13 protein-coding genes are annotated in these 18,844 nt (G+C 70.1%); 5 read left to right on the top strand and 8 right to left on the bottom strand.

Going from position 1 to position 18,844, the window contains the following annotated elements:
• Positions 1-17: 17 nt before the first annotated feature.
• The 3 genes from LXN57_RS11130 to LXN57_RS11120 all read right to left on the bottom strand — a co-directional run bounded on the left by LXN57_RS11130 (position 18) and on the right by LXN57_RS11120 (position 7,418).
• Complete coding sequence (locus LXN57_RS11130) at positions 18-2,666, bottom strand: glycosyl hydrolase family 95 catalytic domain-containing protein (RefSeq protein ID WP_369077275.1); 2,649 nt, start codon at positions 2,664-2,666, stop codon at positions 18-20.
• Positions 2,667-2,871: 205 nt separating this feature from the next.
• Positions 2,872-4,575 (bottom strand): ThuA domain-containing protein, encoded by a 1,704-nt coding sequence (locus LXN57_RS11125; protein ID WP_251797965.1) that lies wholly within the window; start codon positions 4,573-4,575, stop codon positions 2,872-2,874.
• Between the two features lie 14 nt (positions 4,576-4,589).
• Positions 4,590-7,418, bottom strand: a complete 2,829-nt coding sequence (locus tag LXN57_RS11120) for a PQQ-dependent sugar dehydrogenase (RefSeq protein ID WP_251797964.1) — start codon at positions 7,416-7,418, stop codon at positions 4,590-4,592.
• Positions 7,419-7,803: 385 nt separating this feature from the next.
• Here LXN57_RS11120 and LXN57_RS11115 point away from each other — a divergent pair, with 385 nt between their 5' ends.
• Positions 7,804-9,276, top strand: a complete 1,473-nt coding sequence (locus LXN57_RS11115; protein WP_251797963.1) for a ricin-type beta-trefoil lectin domain protein — start codon at positions 7,804-7,806, stop codon at positions 9,274-9,276.
• Positions 9,277-9,323: 47 nt separating this feature from the next.
• On the opposite strand, the gene LXN57_RS11110 is transcribed toward LXN57_RS11115, so the two are convergent.
• The 3 genes from LXN57_RS11110 to LXN57_RS11100 form a co-directional block, all read right to left on the bottom strand.
• Positions 9,324-10,799: a hypothetical protein gene (locus tag LXN57_RS11110; protein WP_251797962.1), complete on the bottom strand. Its 1,476-nt coding sequence runs from the start codon at positions 10,797-10,799 to the stop codon at positions 9,324-9,326.
• Entirely contained in the window at positions 10,796-11,143 is a 348-nt protein-coding gene (locus LXN57_RS11105; RefSeq protein ID WP_251797961.1) for a PadR family transcriptional regulator, read from the bottom strand. Before LXN57_RS11105 ends, LXN57_RS11110 begins: the two co-directional genes overlap by 4 nt.
• Before the next feature lie 96 nt (positions 11,144-11,239).
• Entirely contained in the window at positions 11,240-12,097 is an 858-nt protein-coding gene (locus tag LXN57_RS11100) for a helix-turn-helix transcriptional regulator (protein WP_251797960.1), read from the bottom strand.
• A 122-nt stretch (positions 12,098-12,219) separates the two neighbouring features.
• Between LXN57_RS11100 and LXN57_RS11095 the strand changes: the two genes are divergently transcribed.
• Together LXN57_RS11095 and LXN57_RS11090 are read left to right on the top strand one after the other, a co-directional pair.
• Positions 12,220-13,125, top strand: a complete 906-nt coding sequence (locus LXN57_RS11095) for an oxidoreductase (protein ID WP_251797959.1) — start codon at positions 12,220-12,222, stop codon at positions 13,123-13,125.
• A 3-nt stretch (positions 13,126-13,128) separates the two neighbouring features.
• Positions 13,129-13,311: a hypothetical protein gene (locus LXN57_RS11090; RefSeq protein ID WP_251797958.1), complete on the top strand. Its 183-nt coding sequence runs from the start codon at positions 13,129-13,131 to the stop codon at positions 13,309-13,311.
• Positions 13,312-13,423: 112 nt separating this feature from the next.
• On the opposite strand, the gene LXN57_RS11085 is transcribed toward LXN57_RS11090, so the two are convergent.
• On the bottom strand, positions 13,424-14,491 hold the full coding sequence (locus LXN57_RS11085) for an acyl-CoA dehydrogenase family protein (RefSeq protein WP_251797957.1): 1,068 nt from the start codon (positions 14,489-14,491) through the stop codon (positions 13,424-13,426).
• 81 nt (positions 14,492-14,572) lie between these two features.
• Between LXN57_RS11085 and LXN57_RS11080 the strand changes: the two genes are divergently transcribed.
• The gene (locus LXN57_RS11080; RefSeq protein WP_251797956.1) at positions 14,573-15,460 is read left to right on the top strand and encodes an AraC family transcriptional regulator; all 888 of its coding nucleotides are present in this window, start codon (positions 14,573-14,575) and stop codon (positions 15,458-15,460) included.
• Between the two features lie 157 nt (positions 15,461-15,617).
• Positions 15,618-18,215 (top strand): MGH1-like glycoside hydrolase domain-containing protein, encoded by a 2,598-nt coding sequence (locus LXN57_RS11075; protein ID WP_251797955.1) that lies wholly within the window; start codon positions 15,618-15,620, stop codon positions 18,213-18,215.
• Here LXN57_RS11075 and LXN57_RS11070 read toward each other — a convergent pair.
• Entirely contained in the window at positions 18,180-18,773 is a 594-nt protein-coding gene (locus LXN57_RS11070; RefSeq protein WP_251797954.1) for a TetR/AcrR family transcriptional regulator, read from the bottom strand. The two genes, LXN57_RS11075 and LXN57_RS11070, sit on opposite strands and share 36 nt — an antisense overlap.
• Positions 18,774-18,844: the final 71 nt, after the last annotated feature.

Raw genomic sequence — 18,844 nt, 5'->3', positions numbered from 1 at the left:
CGCCTGCTCGGTGCACGTCAGGTCTGGATGCGCTGGAGTTGGAACCTCTGGTTGGCGCCGCCACCGGGGGTCCACTGGGAGATGCGCGCGCCGTCGGCGGTGGCGGCCTGCCACACGTCCATGGCCAGTCCGCTCTGGCGGTTGAGGAGCCTGACCACTCCGCCGCCCTGATCCTCCACCCGCCACTGCTGGTTGGTGGTGTTGGCGTCGGGTTGCTGGGTGATGTCGGCGCCGGTGCTCGTGCCGGCGACCTGCAGCACCAGACCGCTGTGCCGGGCCCGGATCCGGTAGTAGCCACCGTCGGAGGACAGAAAGTCGAACTGCTGGTTGAGGGCGTTGCTGGCCTGCCACTGGATGAGCTGCGCGCCGGCGGTGGCCGACGCGCCGTTGATGTCGGCGGACTTCCCGCTGTGCTGGGCCACCAGCCGGTAGTTCACGCCGGTCTCCACCGGACCCGACCGTACGGCTGACGCGCGGTAGGTGTGGCCGGCCTGACCGGTGAACTGGACGAGGTCGGCCTCCAGCCGTGTCGGCTGCACAGCTACGCCGCTCGTCTCGTCGCGCATGTCGAAGGCGCCGGTGAAGACTCGGCTGCGGACCCGGACCGTACCGGCGCGGTCGGGCGTGATGACGAGTTCGGTGCGGGTGCTGCTCCACGAGGCGCCGACGGTGTGCCCGCCCCGGCCCCGCAGACCGGTGACGCTGCCGGCCGGCCAGGCCGACGGCAGTGCGGGCAGCACGTGCAGCTCGCCGTTGTGGCTGTGCAGCAGCATTTCGGCGATCCCGGAGGTGGCGCCGAAATTGCCGTCGATCTGGAACGGCGGATGCAGGTCGAACATGTTCGGCGCGAGCCGGTCCGTCCGCACCAGGTCGCGGAGGAGTTTGTGGGCGCGCGCACCGTCCTCCAGCCGGGCCCAGTAGTTGATTTTCCAGGCCAGCGACCAACCCGTCCCGTCGTCGCCGCGCAGTTCCAGCGTCTGGCGCGCGGCCTGGTACAGCTGGGGCGTTCCCCGCCGGGTGATCTGGTTGCTCGGATGCAGGCCGTACAGGTGGGAGACGTGCCGGTGGTTGCGCTCGGTCTCCACCCAGTCGGCGAGCCACTCCTGGATGTTGCCGCGCGAGCCGACCCGGGTCGGCGCCAGCCGGTCGCGCGCCGCCAGAACCTGGGTGCGGAAGGCGGTGTCCACGCCGAGGACCTCGCCGGCGCGCGCGACGCCGTTGAAGAGGTCGCGCAGGATCTGGTTGTCCATGGTCGGCCCGGCGCACACGCTGGCGTTCGCGTGGTGGGGCAGCTCCGGGGAGTTCGAGGGGTTGGTGACCAGATGGCCCAGGGTCGGGTGGGTCACCAGCGAGTCGAGGAAGAACTGCGCGGCGCCCTTCATGGCGGGGTAGTTGGCGCGCAGGAACTCGACGTCCCCGGTGAACAGGTGGTGGTCCCAGATCATCGTGGCGAGCCAGGCGCCGCCGGTCTGCCACATGCCCCACACGGCGCCGTCGACTACCGACGATCCGCGCCAGGCGTCGGTGTTGTGATGGGTCACCCAGCCGCCGGCGCCGTACTGCGCGGTGGCGGTGCGGGCCCCGGTCACCGTCAGATCCTTGATCATGTCGAAGACGGGCAGGAAACACTCGGACAGGTTGGTGGTGTCGGCCGGCCAGTAATTCATCGGCAGGTTCGCGTTGATGGTGTATTTGGAGTCCCAGGACGGGGCCATCTCCTGGTTCCAGATGCCCTGCAGATTGGCCGGCTGGGTGCCCGGTCGCGACGAGGCGATCAGCAGGTACCGGCCGTACTGGAACAGCAGGGCCGACAACTGCGGATCGTTGACGCTCGCGTGCTGGGCGATCCGCACGTCGGTGGTCTGATCGGCCGCCGTCGTACGCCCCAGGTCGATCGTCACCCGATTGAAGAGGGCCTGATGGTCGGTGACGTGCCGGGCGCGCAGCTGGTCGAAGCCGGCGGCACGGGCGGCGGCGAGGTGCCGTCGCGCGATGCCCTGATAGTCACCGTTGACGGTGCGGTAGTTGACGTAGCTGGAGCCGATGGACACCAGCACGGTGACGCTCGTGGCGCCGGAGACCCGTAGCGTGCCACCGGAGCTGCTGACCGTGCCCCCGGTGACGCTCGCGCCGGCCAGAGCGAGGAACCGGACCGAGCCGGCGATGCCCTCCATGTCGCCCGAGATGCCGTCGAGAGCGATCGTCGCGGAGTCGGGACTGGACACGGTCGTGCGTTGCGGGCTGTCGAACGTGGCGGCGAAGGTGATCGCGCCGGCGCGGTCGGCCGTCAGCCGGACCGCCACCACCTGGTCCGGCGCGCTCGCGAACACCTCCCGCTGATACCGCACGCCGTTCAGCACGTACGTCGTGGTCACCGTGGCCGTGGTCAGGTCCAGCGTCCGGTTGTACTGGGACGCGCCGGTGGCGCTGCCGACGGCGAGCCGGAGGTTGCCGACCGGCTGGTACGCCAGCTGCCCGGCCGGATTGCCGAGCATCGTCTGGTTGATCAGATCCTGGGCCGGGACCCACTGGTCGGCGAAGACCCGTCGCCGGATCTCCGCGAGGTTGGCCGCGCCCCGCGTGTTGGCCGAGTCGTAGGGTCCGCCCGCCCACACGGTGTCCTCGTTGAGCTGGAGCCGTTCGGTGTCGATGTTGCCGAACACCATGGCGCCGAGGCGTCCGTTGCCGATGGGCAGGGCGCGCAGCCAGTCCGTCCCGCGGGCTCGTCGTACCAGAGCGCGAGGTCCCCGGCGGCCAGCACACCGGCCGGTGGCGCCGCACCGGCCTTGGCGGCCGCTGTCCACCCCGGCAGCAGAGCCGCCCCGGCCCCGGCCATCCCGGCCGCAAGGAGTCTTCTGCGTGTCAGGTCGGTCATGACGGAAGGGTCCAGCGTTGGTTGGCGGCGCCGTGGCAGGTCCAGATGATGAGTTGAGTCCCGTCCGCGGAGCCCGCGCCGTTGGCGTCCAGGCACTTGCCGGACTGCGGGTTCACCAGGGAGCCGTTGGCCCCCGGAGCCCAGTTCTGGCCGCCGGACCCGTTGCAGGTCGACAGCTGGACCAGCGCACCGTTCGCGGTGCTGCCGCCGGCGACACCCATGCACTTGTTGAGCGAGCGCAAGGTGTTCCCGTTGACCGTCCACTGCTGGTGGGCGCTGCCGGTGCAACCCCACAGCTGGATTTTCGTACCGTCGGCGGAGCTTCCACCGCTGACATCGACGCACTTGCCCGTGGCGCCGGTGATCGGGCCGGTCCGGGGCGTCGTGCTCCCCGACTCCTTGATCCGGATGTTGCGGAACGACACGTCGTCGCCGGCGCCGTGGTTCTGGATGCCGATGTAGCCGGAGGTCAGCGAGCGCGCGGGATCCGTGTTGGTGAAGTCGTTGACGACGACGCCGTTCAGGAAGACCTGCAGCCGTTCCCCGTCGACCAGCAGCTCGTAGGTGTTCCACTCACCCGGTGGATTCAGCGCCGCGTCGCGGGCGGCGATGTCGGCCGACTTGACGCCGTACACCGAGCCGGTGGTCCGGTCCGCCGTGTCGGTGGCGTCGATCTGTACCTCGTACCCGTTGGTCATGGCCGAGTTCGGGTCGCTACTGGCCGGGAATCCGATCAGTACCCCGGAGTTGTCGTCGCCCGGCATCATCCAGTCGAGCTTCAGCGAGTAGGAGCGGAACTCCTTCGTGCTGTACCAGAGCATGCCCAGCCCGCCGGACGAGGTCAGGGTCGCGTTGCTGTTGCTGAATCCGCCCGGCCCGGCCTGGGACCAGCCGGTGGTGGCGCCGTTGTAGAGGGCGGTGTAGCCGCTTTCCGGCCGGCAGTCGGCCTTGGTGCGGTTGGCCGCGTACCTGATGCCGCCGAGAACCAGCGCCCGGAAGCCCGGCTCGGTGTAGCTGGCCTGGGTGTGGCCGTTCCCGGTGTAGAACGACCGTCCACCCTGGAGGGTTTTGCACCAGGTGTACGGGTGGTCGCCGCCCATGGTGCCACCGGAGTAGCTCGACTCGTCCAGCGTCGACAGCACCCGGGCCGACGATCGGGGATTGGTCCGGAAGTTGTACCACTCGTCGGTCCGCGTCACCGTGGGGGCCAGCCCGGCGGTGGCGGCGTGTGCCCGGTTCTCCACTCGCTGTGTCGCCTGCTGGATCGCCGGGTGCGAGGAGAAGTACGCCCCGACCAGCTGGCCGTAGAACGGCCAGTCGTATTCGGTGTCGGAGGCTGAGTGCACGCCCATGAACCCGCCGCCGGACCGGATGTAGTTCTCGAAGGCACTCTGCTGGGTGGTGTTGAGCACGTCGCCGGTGGTGTTGAGGAAGACGACGGCCTCGAACTGGGCCAGGTTGGCCGCGGTGAACTGGATGGCGTCCTCGGTGGCGGTGACTGTGAAGCTGTTGGCCGCCCCGAGGTCACGAATCAGTTGGATGCCGGCCGGGATCGCGTCGTGCCGGAAGCCGGCTGTCTTGGAGAAGACCAGTACGTCGTACGGCGCGTCGGCGGCGTACGCCGGTGTTGCGCCGGTGCCGGCGATCGACAGCAGCACCGCTGCCGCCGCGCCCAGGAGTGTGCGGGTGATTGCTCGCATGGCCGGAATCCCTCTCATGGCAGTGTCCAGCGTTGGTTGGTGCCGCCGTGGCAGGTCCAGATGATCAGCTGGGTGCCGTTGGCGGAGCTGCCGCCGTTGGCGTCCAGGCACTTGCCTGAGCCGGTGTTGACCACCGATCCGTTGGCTCCCGCCGTCCAGTTCTGACCGCCCGAGCCGTTGCAGGCCGACAGTTGCACCAGGCTGCCGTCGGCGGTCGCGCCGCCGGCCACACCCATGCACTTGCCCAGTGACCGCCAGGTGTTGCCGTTGCGGGTCCACTGCTGGTTGGTCCCGGTGCCGCAGGTCCAGAGCTGAATCTTGGTGCCGTCGGTGGAGCTGGCGCCGTTGACGTCGACGCACGAGCCGCTCGCGCCGACGATCCGGCCGGTGCCACCGCTGCTCGGGGCTGTGCCGATCGTGAACGCGTCCACGTCGAACAGCGTCCCGGAGCCGCCGCTGAACGTCAGGTACAGGGTGGCGGTGCCGGCCGGCGCGGCGGACAGCGTCGTCGACACGTCGGTGAAGGTCTCCCAGCTACCGGTGGTCGGCACCGTGACGGATCCGAGGACCGTGCCGGTGGCCGATCCGGCGCGCACCGAGAGCGTGCCGCCGCTGCCACCCGACGAGACCCGGGCCGTGAAACGGTTCTCGCCCGCGAGCGCGTACCGCTGGAACGCGATCCAGTCGCCGTTCTGGATGTCGCCGACCGTCTGCCCGCCCTCGGCGGTCGTCTTGCTGAACAGGGAGGTGCCCGACTGGGTGTTCCGGTGCTCGGCCTGCCGGTGCCGGGGCTGGAGGATTTTCTGCGCCCGGGTGGTCAGCGCGGGCTGGCCGTTGGCGCCCTGGTCGGTGTATTCCGCGTCGAGCACCGCGAACAGGTTGGCCGCCGTGTCGTGCTCGCCGTCCACCGGGATCTGCAGCGTTCCCGAGCATCCGGTGCTGGAACTGATCGGATGAGCATGGTCGTCGTGACCGAGCAGGTAGCTCAGCTTGACCCGGGAGCAGTCCACGGAGCCGTCCTCGGGATCCGACACCGTGATCGTGTACGGCACGCTGTCGCCGAAGGCGAAGAGCGCCCCGTCGGTCGGCGTGTTCAGCACGACCGTGGGGGCGGTGTTGCCGACCGAGATCGTGGTCGAGGCGCTGGCGGTGAGACCGGCGGAATCGGTCACGGTGAGCGTCACCGTGCGCTGGCCGGTGGTGGCGTACGTGTGGCTGGGATTGGCCGCCGACGAGGTGCTGCCGTCACCGAAGTTCCAGGAGTAGGTCAGCGCCCCGCCTTCGGGATCGGACGAGCCGCTCGAGGAGAAGGCGACGGTGAGCGGTGCTGCGCCGGACGAGGGGTTGGCCGCGACGCGGGCGATCGGCGACTGGTTGTTGCCGGCCCCGTTGTACTCGATGCGGTACAGGGCGGAACTCGCGTCGCCGTTGCCCCAGCCGGTGCCGTAGTCCAGCACGTACAGGGCTCCGTCGGGGCCGAAGGCGCTGTCCATGATCTGCGTGCCGCGCCACGGGAAGTCGCTGATCTGCCCGGCGGATCCGTCGGCGTTGACGTCGATGCTCTTGATCCAGCGCCGGCCGAACTCCATCGCGAAGTAGTGCCCGTTGAGGGTCGACGGGAACTTCACCGCGGACGGGTTGGCGGCGTCGTAGCGGTACACCGCGCCACCCATCGGCGACTCCGAGCCGCAGCCGAACGCGGCCAGCGAACAGTTGTCGTACTTGATCCACGCCGGGCGCGCGGCCGGCAGGTTGGTCAGCCCCGTGTTGCGCGGGGAGTTGTTGACCGGCGCGGCGCAGTTGAACCGGTTCCCCGACGGTCCGGACGGAAACATGTAGTCCACATAGGTCTCGTTCGTCGTGTTCGAGCCGGTGCAGTAGGGCCAGCCGTAGTTGCCGGCGGAGGTGATCCGGTTGAACTCCACCTGACCCGCCGGTCCGCGTGTCGAGCTGGTCGTGCCGGCGTCGGGTCCGTAGTCGGCGACGTACACCGCGCCGGTCGGCTTGTCGACGCTGAGCCGGAACGGGTTGCGCAAGCCCATCGCGTAGATCTCCGGACGGGTCCGCGCGGTGCCGGGCGCGAACAGGTTACCCGCGGGGATCGAGTACGTCGCGTCCGGATTCACCTTGATCCGCAGCACCTTGCCACGAAGGTCGTTGGTGTTCCCCGCGCTGCGCTGCGCGTCGTAGACCGGGTTGCGGTTGGTGCGCTCGTCGATCGGGGTATAACCACTTGAATCGAACGGATTCGAGTCGTCCCCTGTGGACAGGTAGAGGTTGCCGGCCGCGTCGAAATCGATGTCGCCGCCGACATGGCAGCACATGCCGCGATTCGTCGGCACCTCCAGAACGGTCGCCTGGCTGCCGGTGTTGAGGGTGTAATCGGCGTTGAGCGTGAACCTGGACAGCCGGTTCACCCCGTTCCACGCGGAGAAGTCCGTGCCGGTTGCCGGCGCGTCACCGCCGGGCGTGGACAACGGCGGGGCGTAGAAGAGGTAGATGAACCGGTTGGCGGCGAAGCCCGGATCCACGCCGACGCCCTGCAGGCCCTCCTCGTCGTGCGTGTAGACCGGCAGGGTGCCGATCGTGGTGGTGACCCCGGCGCCGGTGGTCCGGCGCAGCACGCCGTTGCGGGCCGTGTGCAACACCGAGCGGTCGGGCAGCACCGCCATCGACATCGGCTCGCCCAGTTCTCCCACCCCTCGGGCGAGCTCGACCTGCTGGAAGTCAGCCGCGTCGACCGGGTGGGCGGCGGCCGGCGAATCGGGGCCGATGACTGTCGCCACCAGCCCGGCGGCCGTTAGAACGGCGGTCGCTGCCGCCGCCATCGCGCGTCTTCTCATGGATGGTCACACCTTCGCGCCGGGGGACTGTTAACGTTAACAACATGCTGGCGTACCGGTGAATCAAAGAATCGTGTGACGTCACACGTTAGACATAAGATAGAAACAAGTCAATGCGGCGCGTGCGTCTTCACCGAGACTTCGGGGGCGCCCAACCGGCCATCCAAAGCGGAGAGTCCCTCAGCGCCTGCGCCGGCGGCTACCTGATCCTCACCGTTCTGCGGATCCTGCGATTTGATGCAGCGGGCCGTAGTAATTCGTATGACGTGTGTTGTATAGATGGATCCCAATGTCTACGTTCACACTGTCCCAGAGGGGGATCACCATGATCCGACGGCGGATGACGCGTGCCCGCGCAGCCATCGTGTCGGGCACAGTTCGTCCCGTGGCGCATCCTCCGTCGTGGCGCCACAGGATCGGATGGCCCGGGGCGGGCCGCGTCGTCGCGGCGCTGGCCACCGCCGTGACAGCGCTGGCGGCGATCCCGCTGGCAGTGGTAGCCACCGCACCGAGCGCGTCGGCCGCGACGAGCCAGTTCCGCGGCGTCAACTGGGCCCGTGCCGGCGACAACTTCACCGGAGAGCCGCTGGTTCTGTACGGGTTGAACAGCAGCGACAGCTACGCCACCGTCCGCGCCAAGGCGGACGCCGTCCTCGCCGGCTTCGAGCGCAATCTCGGCGCCAACACCGTCCGGCTGCCGATCAACACCGTCTCCGTCGGCACGGCGTGGTGGAACTCCTACACCGGCGTCATGGACTCGGCGACCGCCCGCGGCATGAAGGTCATCCTGTCCTTCTGGGACGACGGCCGGGCGTCGTCCGGTGGCCGGGTCACCGACACTGCCGCCTTCAACGCGATGTGGAACACCGTCGTGGCCAAGTACGGCGCCAACCCGCTGGTCTACTTCGAGCCGATGAACGAGCCAGGCGGCTACAGTGCCGCCGACTGGAAGAATGTGGCCGCCGCGTGGCTCGCCGCGCGGCCGTCGGTGCCCCGCAACCGCGTGTTCATCAGCGGCTCCGGCCTGAATCAGGACATCAAGACGATGTGCTCGGACAGCCGCTTCGACGGGACGTACCTGTCGCTGCATCACTACACGTTCTTCAGCGGCGCGAAGACGTACGACGGCTGGGTGAACTTCCTGCGTGACGCGGTCGGCAGCTGCGCCGACCGGACCGTCATCGACGAGTTCGGCGCCCCCATGGACACGGGCCTCAACTACGACGACGCCAACAGCGCCGACAACTTCGTCCGCTACTTCCGCGCCACCACCCAGGTGCTCCGCGAGCTCGGCATGGGCTCCGTCTACTGGCCCGGCATCGGCGGCAAGATCACCGCGGGGCAGAACGACGACTGGTACGCCATGCAGAAGCTACAGGGCAGCGGCACCAACCTGTCCCTGACCACTCCGAACGTCACGGGAGCGGGGCGGCTACGGTACAGCTGGGGCCTCACCGGCACCGACCCGGCGCCCGGCAACCGGCTACGCAACGGCGGATCGGGCCGGTGTCTCGACGTTCCCGGCGCCGCCACCGTCAACAACACCCAGGTCGCCATCTACGACTGCGGAACGGGTACGAACCAGCAGTGGACCGGCACGTCCGCCCGGGAACTGCGGGTGTACGGCACCAAGTGCCTCGACGCCCGAGGCAGAGGAACCGCCAACGGCACACCGGTCGTCATCTACGACTGCAACGGCGGCGCCAATCAGCAGTGGACCGTCAACGGCAACGGCACCGTCACCGGAGTGGCCTCCGGACGCTGCCTCGACGTGACCCAGAACGGCACAGCGAACGGCGCCCGCATCCAGTTGTGGGACTGCACGGGCGGATCCAACCAGTCGTGGTCCCGCGCGTAGTGCCACTACTTGCCTGCCGGCGCGGCGTGTCCGGCGGACGCGGAGTGTTACGCGGACTTCACCGCGAGGACGCCGGGGAGGCGACTGACCTCGGCGGCGAGACCCGGCAGCACTCCCGGGCTGCTCAGGTCCACGTCCCAGAAGTACGGCAGGTCCTTCCCGGCTTCGGGCGGGAGCGGCGCACCGCCGCAATAGGCATCGCGATAGGCCGCGGACGTGGGGTCGAAGGAGAAGTTGTAGCCCCGCATTCCGGGGTTGCGGGCGATTGCCGCGTCGACGAGATTGCGCTGTTCCGCCGTCGTCTTCGGAAGGACGAAGATCCGGGCGTGGTAGCTGAGCGGGTCTCCGTTCGTCGCGTCCCAGACCGGTGTGGCGAGCACGCAGGTCCGATCGGCGGCCGCGGCGGAACGGGCGCTCTCGACGAGCTGCGGCGCCCGGCCGGCGAATCCCGCCGAGACCAGGGCCAGTACGGCTGCGCCGAACGCCGCGATGCGGGCCGGCCGCGACCGCTCGCTCCGACGCGGCGTCGCCGCCAGAAGCAGCATCACACACCCGAAAAGCAGAGCAGGCTGCCACAGCCCGATCAGCACCCCTCGCATGCCGAGGAAGAACTTCTCATCGACGAGCCGAGGGGCGGCGTCGGGAATCGAGTAGAGCATCACGAATGCCACCAGCGGCAGCAGGATCACCAACCCGGCCGCTGTGGACACGACGGCGACCGCTCGCAGCAGCCGGCGCCCCTGAGCCCTGCGCGCGACCCATCCCGTCACCAGCCAGCCGATGAGCGCGCCAGCCAGCCCGCCGATCAGCGTGATGATCCACAGCACCACCGGAGCCGAGTGCGAAACGGTGAAGCTGGCGTAGCGTCCGGAGTCGCGCAAGGCCGCCCTGTCTTCGAAGTGCAGGACCAGACCGTCCCGGGTCGCCCAGAAGGACGCGGACGTCGATGTCGGCGGTTCCTCGTCCGGCAGGGGCTGGGCGAGTTCGACGTCGCCGCGGATCCTCCAGCCCTGCGCCGCGAGCCGGTCACGGACCTGCCGGCTGTAGGCGGCCACATCCCGCGGCTCGTCGGTGTGCTGCGCCCAGTACTCCGCGAAGCCGTATTGCCAGCCCTCCCCGTCGCCGGTCCGCACCCACCGGGCCGCGTCACCGCCGCCCCAGACGGTCAGGCCGGGAAGGACTTCCCGCTTGAGCTCGTCCGACGCGGCGCCGTCGGGCAACGACGGCGTCACTGCCCAGCCCAGTGGTGCTGCGGCTGCCGCGCCGAAGACCCCGGCCAGCAGCGTCACCAGCGTCGCGAGCACCACGACGGCGCGGCTCCGCGGATGCCCGAGACGGGCCCGCATGCCGTGGCGCAGCAGGTTCAGCGCCTGTCGCGCCGACGGACGAAGCCGTCCGCCCTCCTGCTCGCCGTCGAGGATCGTGTCCAGCAGCTCCTCCCGCCTCGGGCCGGGCGGGTAGGCCATCAGCAGCCATCGAAGCTGCCGTTCCAGGCGACTCGGCCCCTCGGCCCCGGTCGTCACGCGATCACCGGACCCGCAGTGGCCTGACCCAGCCCGAACCGACGGGCGGACAGTTGGGCGTTCGCCGCGTCAACACCGGCCTGAAGGCGTGCCACCTCGGCGTCCAGGGCGGTCGCGCCGTCGTCGGTGAGGCGGTAGTACCGCCGGGCGCGCCCGCGGACGATCTCCTCCCGGTCCGGCTGGACCAGGCCCTCATCGACCAGCCGGTCGAGCGCGGCATAGAGGGTGCCGGCCTGGAGCTTGACCCGGCCGTCGGACAGGCGGTCGGCCTCCTGAATCAGCGCGTAACCGTGGCGGGGTTCCGTGGCCAGGGCGGTGAGGATCCAGAACGTAGGCTCGCGCATAGGGTACGCACCTCCATATAAAGACGAACTGAATATAGGGTGCGTGTCAAGAGGGGCGGGGCCGCACGCCGGCTCAGGTTCCTGGTGAGTGGCCGGCTATCGCCGGCGGCGGCTCGCGTGGAGCGTCCCCAGCAGCCGCAGGCGGTCCGCGTCGGCGCTGCCGGGCTCGGCGGTGAAGACCAGCATGACGGGCCCGGGGCTGCCCGGCAGCGGATAAGTGTCCCAATGCAGGTCGATGTCGCCGACCTCGGCCGCCCGGAAGGTCTTGGTGCCGCTGACCGACTCGCGGACGTCGTGGCGCGCCCACAGCCGGCGGAACTCGGCGCTGCGGATGCTGAGCTCGCCCACGATCGCGGTGGCGCGCGGATGGGCGGGATCGGTGGCGACCGCGGTGCGCATCATGCCGATGTACTCGAGGGCCTGCCGTTCCCAGTCCGGGCAGCTGCGCTCGCCGGTGCGCGTGTCGTCGAACATCAGCTGCAGCATGTTGAGCCGGTCGGGCGGATAGTCGACGGGGTCGCCGAGCAGCGCCTCCGCCATCGGGTTCCAGTCGAGCAGGTCGAGGTGGCGGCCGAGGACGACCGCCGGGGTGTCCATCACCCGCAGCAACCGCCGCGTGCTCTCGGGCACCAGCTCGGGGCCGCGGCGGACCTCCGACGGCGCCGGCCGGCGAGCGGCGCGAGCCAGGGCGAACAGGTGCCGGCGTTCCTGGTCGTCGAGGGCCAGCGCGCCGGCCAGCGCGTCGAGCACGTCGTCGGACGGGCGGACCTCGCGGCCCTGTTCCATGCGCTGGTAGTAGTCGGTGCTGAGCCCGGCCAGCAGGGCCAGCTCCTCCCGTCGCAGGCCGGTGACCTTGCGCCGGCCGCCCGGCTCGAGGCCCACGTCGTGCGGGCTCAGCCGGTTGCGCCGGGCGCGCAGGAAGCTGCCGAGCTCACGAGCGTGCGGATGGGTCATGCCGCCAGTGTGCCCCGGCCCGGACCACCGACGGTAGGTCCCGCAGACCTAGGCAACCGAGTACGACGGAGCCGGTCCGAATCGCTCGTAGCGTCGCTGGTCCACCCCCTGAGGAGAATCCGATGACCGGATGGACCGCCGACCGCATGCCCGATCAGCACGGGCGGGTCGCCGTCGTGACCGGCGCGAACTCGGGCCTCGGCCTGGTCACCGCGACCGAGCTGGCCCGCCGCGGCGCGCACGTGGTGCTGGCGGTGCGCGACACTGCCGCCGGGGCCTCGGCCGCCGGCCGGATCGGCGCTGACGTCGAGGTGCGCGAGCTCGACCTGGCTTCGCTCGAGTCCGTACGGGCCTTCGCGGCCGAGCTGTCCGCGGCCCACCCCGCCGTCGACCTGCTGGTCAACAACGCCGGCGTGGTGCTGCTCGGCCCGCGCCGCACCACCGCCGACGGCTTCGAACTGCACCTCGGGACCAACATGCTGGGCCATTTCGCGCTGACCGGCTTGCTGCTCGGCACCCTGGCCGCCGGGCACGAGCCCCGGGTGGTCAACCTGAGCTCGATCACCCACAAGGGCGCCCACCTCGACTTCGACGACCTGATGTCCGAGCGCGGCTATCGCGCCTCATCGGCGTACGGCCGCTCCAAGCTCGCCACCACGGTGTTCGGCCTCGAGCTGGACCGCCGGCTGCGCGCGGCCGGGTCCCCGATCCGCAGCGTGTTGGCTCATCCCGGGCTCACCCGAACCAACCTGACGCCCCGGGCCTGGGAGCACCGAGGCCGGCTCGGGCGCGTGCTCGCCACGATCGGGCTGCTCGCCACGCAGCCGGTGGAACAGGGCACCCTCCCGCAGCTTCGCGCGGCCACTGACCCCGGGGTACGGGGCGGCCAGTTCTTCGGACCGGCCGGGCTGGCTGAGACGCGGGGCCGGGTCACCGAGGCGCGCCTGAGCCGCGAGGCCGCCGACCCGGCCGTCGGCGCGCGGCTCTGGACGGCGGCGGAGAAGCTGACTGGTGTCAGCTACCTGTGAGGGATGTCGTCCTCACCGGCGCTGGTCGTCGCCGTTTCGCTCGACGGCGGCCGGGACCGACGGGCCGAGGTCGAGGGCGGTAACACCGTCAACGCCCGCCGGCGCCACGGTCGCGGAGCGGTCCGCGTCGGGCAGATCGATGCTGGTGCGCAGGGTGACCGCGCGGGCAGCTGTGTCACCTCGTGACGGCGCTCGATCTGGTCAACCCGTCACCCGGGCAGGCGACCGAATCGTGGGTGCGGATCCTGACCGGCGGCATCCGCCACTACTGAGGTGACGGAGCCGTCGCCGGTCCGGCTCATGCGATACGCCGGCCCCCGGTGAGTGCGTAACCGTAGTTCTCGGTGGCGAGGTAGCCGTTGAGAAGCGGGTGGCGGCTGCCCACCGCCACGTCGCGCCACAGCCGCTGCAACGGATTGCCCACGCTGAAGCCGCTCGCTCCGTGCAGGTCGAGCATCAGCTCGAGCGCCGCGCGGCAGTCGCGCGCCGACTCGAACAGGTTCAGGCGTAGGCGGCTGAGGTCCGTGGCGCTCATCTCGGCGCGGGCGTCGGCCTCCGCGGCCACCGCTAGCATGCTCCGTTCCGCCCGGCCGGTGCGGGCCGTCGCGTCGGCGAGCCAGTGCCGCGCGCCCGGCGAGTCGGCCATCCGGGCGTACTCGGTCATGAACGGCTTGCGGTCCGAGGCGAACATCGCGTCGATCACGTCGAGCGCGCCCAATGTCGCCCCGACCACCGGGGCCAGCACCGCGAGGCTGAACATCAGCATGGCGGCCGGTCCGGGCGGGCCGGAGAACGTGCCGACCTGATCGGCCGGAACGAGGACGTCCTCGGCGACGACTGTGTGGCTGCCGGTGCCGCGCATGCCGGCGGTGTCCCAGGTGTGCTCGATGCCGAGGTCGGTCATCGGGATCATGACGTACGAAGGTGTGCCGTCGACCACGACGGCCAGCCCCGCCCACTCCGCATCCTCGCAGCCCGAGACGATCGGCCAGCGGCCCGTGAGGCGTACCCCCTCCGGGCCCCGCGTTCCGGTGCCGCCGGGCCGGCCGGAACCGCAGAACAGAGCGTCCGGGTCGGCGAAGATCCGGCTCGCCGCCGTCTCGTCGAGGTGCGCCACACCGGCAGCCATGAACTTGCTGGTGAAACAGGTGCCGGCGATCCACGCCGTGGACGCGCAGCCCCGTCCCAGCCCGGTCAGCGCGCCGGCGATCTCGGTGGCGCCGGCGGCGGTTACCGGATCACCCAGGGCGAAAGCGCCCGTACGGCGTGCGGCCTGCAGGCTCTCGGCGGTGGGGTGGCCCTGCTGCTCGGTCTTCGTCGCGTTCGCGACCAGGATGCCGACGCTGTCGGCCAGTATGTCCTTCACGGTGCAAGGCAAGCACCGGCTCGGTCGCGCGGCCATACGCGAGCGGACCGCCCGCATGCGCGGTTGGCTACCATCGGAGCGGTGGATCTGATCTCCGAGACGATCGGCAGCGTCCGGGTGGGCCGGGTCAACGGGCGCCGGATCACCGAGGCCGGGCCGTACGGGCTGCGGCTCCCGGCGACGCCGCTGGTCGGCTTTCACGTGATGGTCTCCGGTGAGGGCTGGCTGATCAGCGGGGATGCGGCGCCGGTCGCATTGCGGCCCGGTGACGTCGTGTTCGTGGCCGGCGGCGTCGAGCACGGCGTTGCCCGGATGCCGTGCACGCTCGCCGAGCTGCCGCCGGTCGCGATGTCCGAGGCGCCGCCGGCCCCGGCGCCGACCGACTTCGAATTCCTGTGTGGCATGTACCCGCTGCTCAACGGCCGCAAGCCCGCGGCGTTGCGGCATCTGCCGGACGTGATGGCCTTCACGCCCCATTACGATCGTCACCCCGAGCTGCGGGCGGTCGTCGACATGCTCAGCGACGACTACACCAACGCCGGGCCGGGCAGCGGTGCGGCCCGCGCGGCGCTGATCGACCTCATGATCGTGCATATCCTGCGACACCTGCACGACCGCTGGCCGCTGACGGGTGAGCCGGGCATCGGCGAGGCGCTGCGGGCCATTCACGAGCAGCCGGCCCGGCCGTGGACCGTGCAGCAGCTCGGCGACCTGGCGGGAATGTCGCGCAGCGCCTTCACCCGGCGTTTCACGGCGGTCACCGGTACCGCGCCGATGGGCTATCTGACCGACTGGCGGCTCGACTCCGGCGCCCGGCTGCTGCGGGAGACGACGGAGCCGCTGACGGCGATCGCACGCCGGATCGGGTACGCGACGCCGTTCGCCTTCACCGCCGCGTTCCGGCGGCGCTACGGCCTCCCGCCGGGCCGTTACCGTGCCGCTGCGGTGACGCCGGCGAAGCCGAACTGATCCCTGACGCCGGCGTCGTCGGACGCCCGCCGGGCCCGGAGTGTCCACCGTTCCGGGGTACAAGGGTCAACATTTTCGCTCAGATCCGGTTACGTATTGACGCGTTCAATATTGAAAAGCTTGGATCGGTGCAACCCTGATCAGAGGAGTTGCTCCCGTGTCCTTCCACGGTTCCCTGATTCCTGCCTTGCGCCGCCTGCTGGGCGTTGCCACCGTCACCGCTGTGACTGCCGCCGGCCTCGCCGCCGGCGTGCCCGCGCTCGCCGTCGATCCGCGCGAGCCGCTTCCGGCGCCGGGGCCCGGCACGGCCTTCCTGAACAAGGACGCCTTCGTCGGCGGGTTCAACGACCCGGCGTGGTACCGCGCGAACATCCCGTTTCTGGAAGTGCCCGACCGGCAGATCCAGGACGTCTACTACTACCGGTGGAAGACCTGGAAGGAGCACCTTGTCTACACCGGACCGCAGTACGGCTGGATCTCCAGTGAGTTCCTGAACCCGGTGTCGTACGGCGCGCCGTACGGGGGCATCTCCGCCGCCGCCGGACACCACATCACCGAGGGCCGCTGGGTTCGCGACAACCGATACCTCGACGACTACATCAACTACTGGCTGACCGGGCCCGGCGCCGGGCCCAAGCCGGCGCAGGAGGCGGTCAACCCGAACACCACCGACTGGGGTCACGAATACAGTTTCTGGGCCGCCAGCGCGGTGTGGAACCGCTATCTGGCCAACGGTGACAAGGCCTTCGTCACCGCGCAACAGCCAGCGCTGACGCGGTTCTACGACCGGTGGAACGTGCAGTACAACGCCGCGCTGGGGCTGTACTGGCAGGTGCCGGTCTGGGACGCCAGCGAGTTGTCGGCCGCGTCCTACCAGTCGCCGGATCCCTACCACGGGGGCGCCGGCTATCGCCCGAGCATCAACGCCTACCAGTACGGCGACGCCAAGGCCATCGCCGGCATCGCCGGCCTGAACGGCGACACCGCGACGGCGAACGCCTACACCGCGCGGGCCGCGGCGTTGAAAACGAACATGGACGCACGACTGTGGGACTCGCAGCGCACCTTCTACTACCACGTGATGCGCGATGCCAACCCGGGCCTGGGCAAGCTGGACACGCGCGAGCACATCGGCTTCGTGCCGTGGATGTTCGGCATGCCGGACGCCTCCCGGTCGGCGGCCTGGGCGCAGGTCGTCGACCCGCAGGGCTTCTACTCCGCCTACGGGCCGACCACGGCGGAACGGCGCAGTCCACAGTTCATGCGGGACGCGCTCGCCGGCTGCTGCCGCTGGAACGGGCCGTCCTGGCCGTACGCGACCTCGCAGGTGCTCACCGGACTGGCCAACCTGCTCCAGGACTACCCGGCCCAGCCGTACGTGACGAACGCGAACTACGTCGACCTGCTGCACAAGTACGCCGCGACTCAATACCGCAACGGCGTGCCCTACGTGGCCGAGGCGCACCACCCGGACGAGAACCGGTGGATCTACGACGGCTACGGGCACAGCGAGGACTACAACCACTCCACCTTCGTCGACAACGTCGTCTCGGGGCTGATCGGGCTGGACGGGCGGGCCGACAACGCGGTCACGATCAAGCCCCTGGCCCCGGCGAGCTGGGACTATTTCCTGCTCGAGAACGCGCCGTACCACGGGCACAACCTCACCGTGCTGTGGGACCGCACCGGCGCCCGGTACGGCCGGGGCGCCGGACTCAAGGTCTTCGTCGACGGCAGCCAGGTCGCCGCACAAGCCGGTCTCGGTGCGCTGACCGTCGGCGTGGGCGCCCCGGCTCTCGCGCCGGTGACCGACGGACGCGTCAACATCGCCGCCAACACCCAGCGGCACGGCAACGGGGCGACCCAGCCGTTCGCCTCGTACACCTTCGCCGTGGACAACGCCTGGCGCGTCATCGACGGGAACATCTTCGAGAGCACCGCACCGCAGAACACGCGCTGGACGTCGTACAGCTCACCGAATGCGAGCGACCACGTCGGCGTCGACTTCGGCCGGCCGGTCACCGTCGACGACGTCCGGCTGTACTTCTACGACGACGGTGGGGGAGTGCGGGTGCCGGCCGGCTTCGACCTGCAGTACCTCAACGGCGCGGCGTGGACGAGCGTGCCCGGCCAGACCCGCACCGCCACCACGGCCAACGGGCTCACCCGGGTCACCTTCCCGCCCCTGGCCGCCAGCCGGTTGCGGGTCGTCGCGCCCAACCGTGGCGGCGGTGTGGGCTGGGGCGTCAGCGAGTTCCAGGTGTGGAGCAAGCCCACCTTCAAGATCTTCAACCGGCACAGCGGCAAGCTCCTCGCGGTGAACAACGCCTCCACCGCCGACAACGCGCCGGTTCAGCAGTACGGCGACACCGGCACGCCGGACCACCGCTGGGAACTGGTCGACAACGGCGACGGCTGGTTCCGGATCAAGAATCTGAACAGCGGCAAGGTGCTCGGCGTGACCGGCATGTCGACGGCGGACAGCGCGCAGGTCGTCCAGTACGAGGACAACGGCACCGCCGACCACTTGTGGCTGCCGGTCGATGCCGGCGGCGGCAACTTCAAACTCGTCAACCGGAACAGCGGCAAGCTGCTGGCGGTCGACGGCATGTCGACGGCGGACAGCGCCAACGTCCAGCAGTTTCGGGACAGCGGCACCGACGACCAGCAGTGGCAGTTGCGGCCCAGCGTCGGGTCCGCGGGCCCGGACACGTCCGGATCACGCCCCGGGGGCGATGGTCGCCCGCGCCTGTAGGAGTCCTTCCACGCCGCGGAGGAAGGTGTCGCTGACCAGGCTGGGATCGAAGAGGCAGCCGGCTGCCATGGCGCCGTCGCGGAGCATGACGAAGTGCCGCGCGGCGGTCTCGGCGGGAGCTTCGCGGCTGCGTGCCAGCAGGTGGGTGATGGTGTTCAGGAACCACTGGCGGTGGGCGAGCACGGCCTGGTGCACCGGGTGCCCGGGGTCCGGGTACTCGGCGACGGCGTTGAGGAAAGCGCATCCCCGGAAGCCGGGGGATTGGATGCTGTGGGCGATCGATCGGCCGAGTGCGCGGATGGTGTCGGCCGGAAGCTCCTTCGCCGCGGCGTCGTGCACCTGACCGCGCATCGCCTGGTGCACCTCGTCCAGGTAGGCGAGAACAAGGTCGTCCTTGCCCGCGAAGTGCCGATACAGGGTGGCCCGCGTCACCTGAGCCTCGGCAACGATGCGGTCGATCCCCACAGATCGGATGCCGTCCTGGTAGAAGGCCTTCTTCGCCGTGTTGAGCAGCCGGGATCGGGCCGGGGAGGGGCGCTCGTTGTCGCGGGGTGCCATCCGGCGATCATAGCGATAGAACGTTCGGTCTTGCCAGCGGCCGGTATTGAGATCGTCGAACATCTCTCGCA

Source organism: Paractinoplanes hotanensis (assembly GCF_023717965.1).
Lineage (GTDB): Bacteria > Actinomycetota > Actinomycetes > Mycobacteriales > Micromonosporaceae > Actinoplanes > Actinoplanes polyasparticus.
Note: the sequence above shows the minus strand (reverse complement) of the source record. Positions and strands in the feature narration are given on the sequence as shown.

Excerpts from the sequence above, each read along its gene's own strand:
- LXN57_RS11120 (WP_251797964.1), bottom strand. The coding sequence starts at position 7,418 with ATGAGAAGACGCGCGATGGCGGCGGCAGCGACCGCCGTTCTAACGGCC.
- LXN57_RS11130 (WP_369077275.1), bottom strand. The coding sequence starts at position 2,666 with ATGGTGTTCGGCAACATCGACACCGAACGGCTCCAGCTCAACGAGGAC.
- LXN57_RS11090 (WP_251797958.1), top strand. The coding sequence starts at position 13,129 with ATGTCGTCCTCACCGGCGCTGGTCGTCGCCGTTTCGCTCGACGGCGGC.
- LXN57_RS11105 (WP_251797961.1), bottom strand. The coding sequence starts at position 11,143 with ATGCGCGAGCCTACGTTCTGGATCCTCACCGCCCTGGCCACGGAACCC.
- LXN57_RS11095 (WP_251797959.1), top strand. The coding sequence starts at position 12,220 with ATGACCGGATGGACCGCCGACCGCATGCCCGATCAGCACGGGCGGGTC.
- LXN57_RS11070 (WP_251797954.1), bottom strand. The coding sequence starts at position 18,773 with ATGGCACCCCGCGACAACGAGCGCCCCTCCCCGGCCCGATCCCGGCTG.
- LXN57_RS11100 (WP_251797960.1), bottom strand. The coding sequence starts at position 12,097 with ATGACCCATCCGCACGCTCGTGAGCTCGGCAGCTTCCTGCGCGCCCGG.
- LXN57_RS11125 (WP_251797965.1), bottom strand. The coding sequence starts at position 4,575 with ATGCGAGCAATCACCCGCACACTCCTGGGCGCGGCGGCAGCGGTGCTG.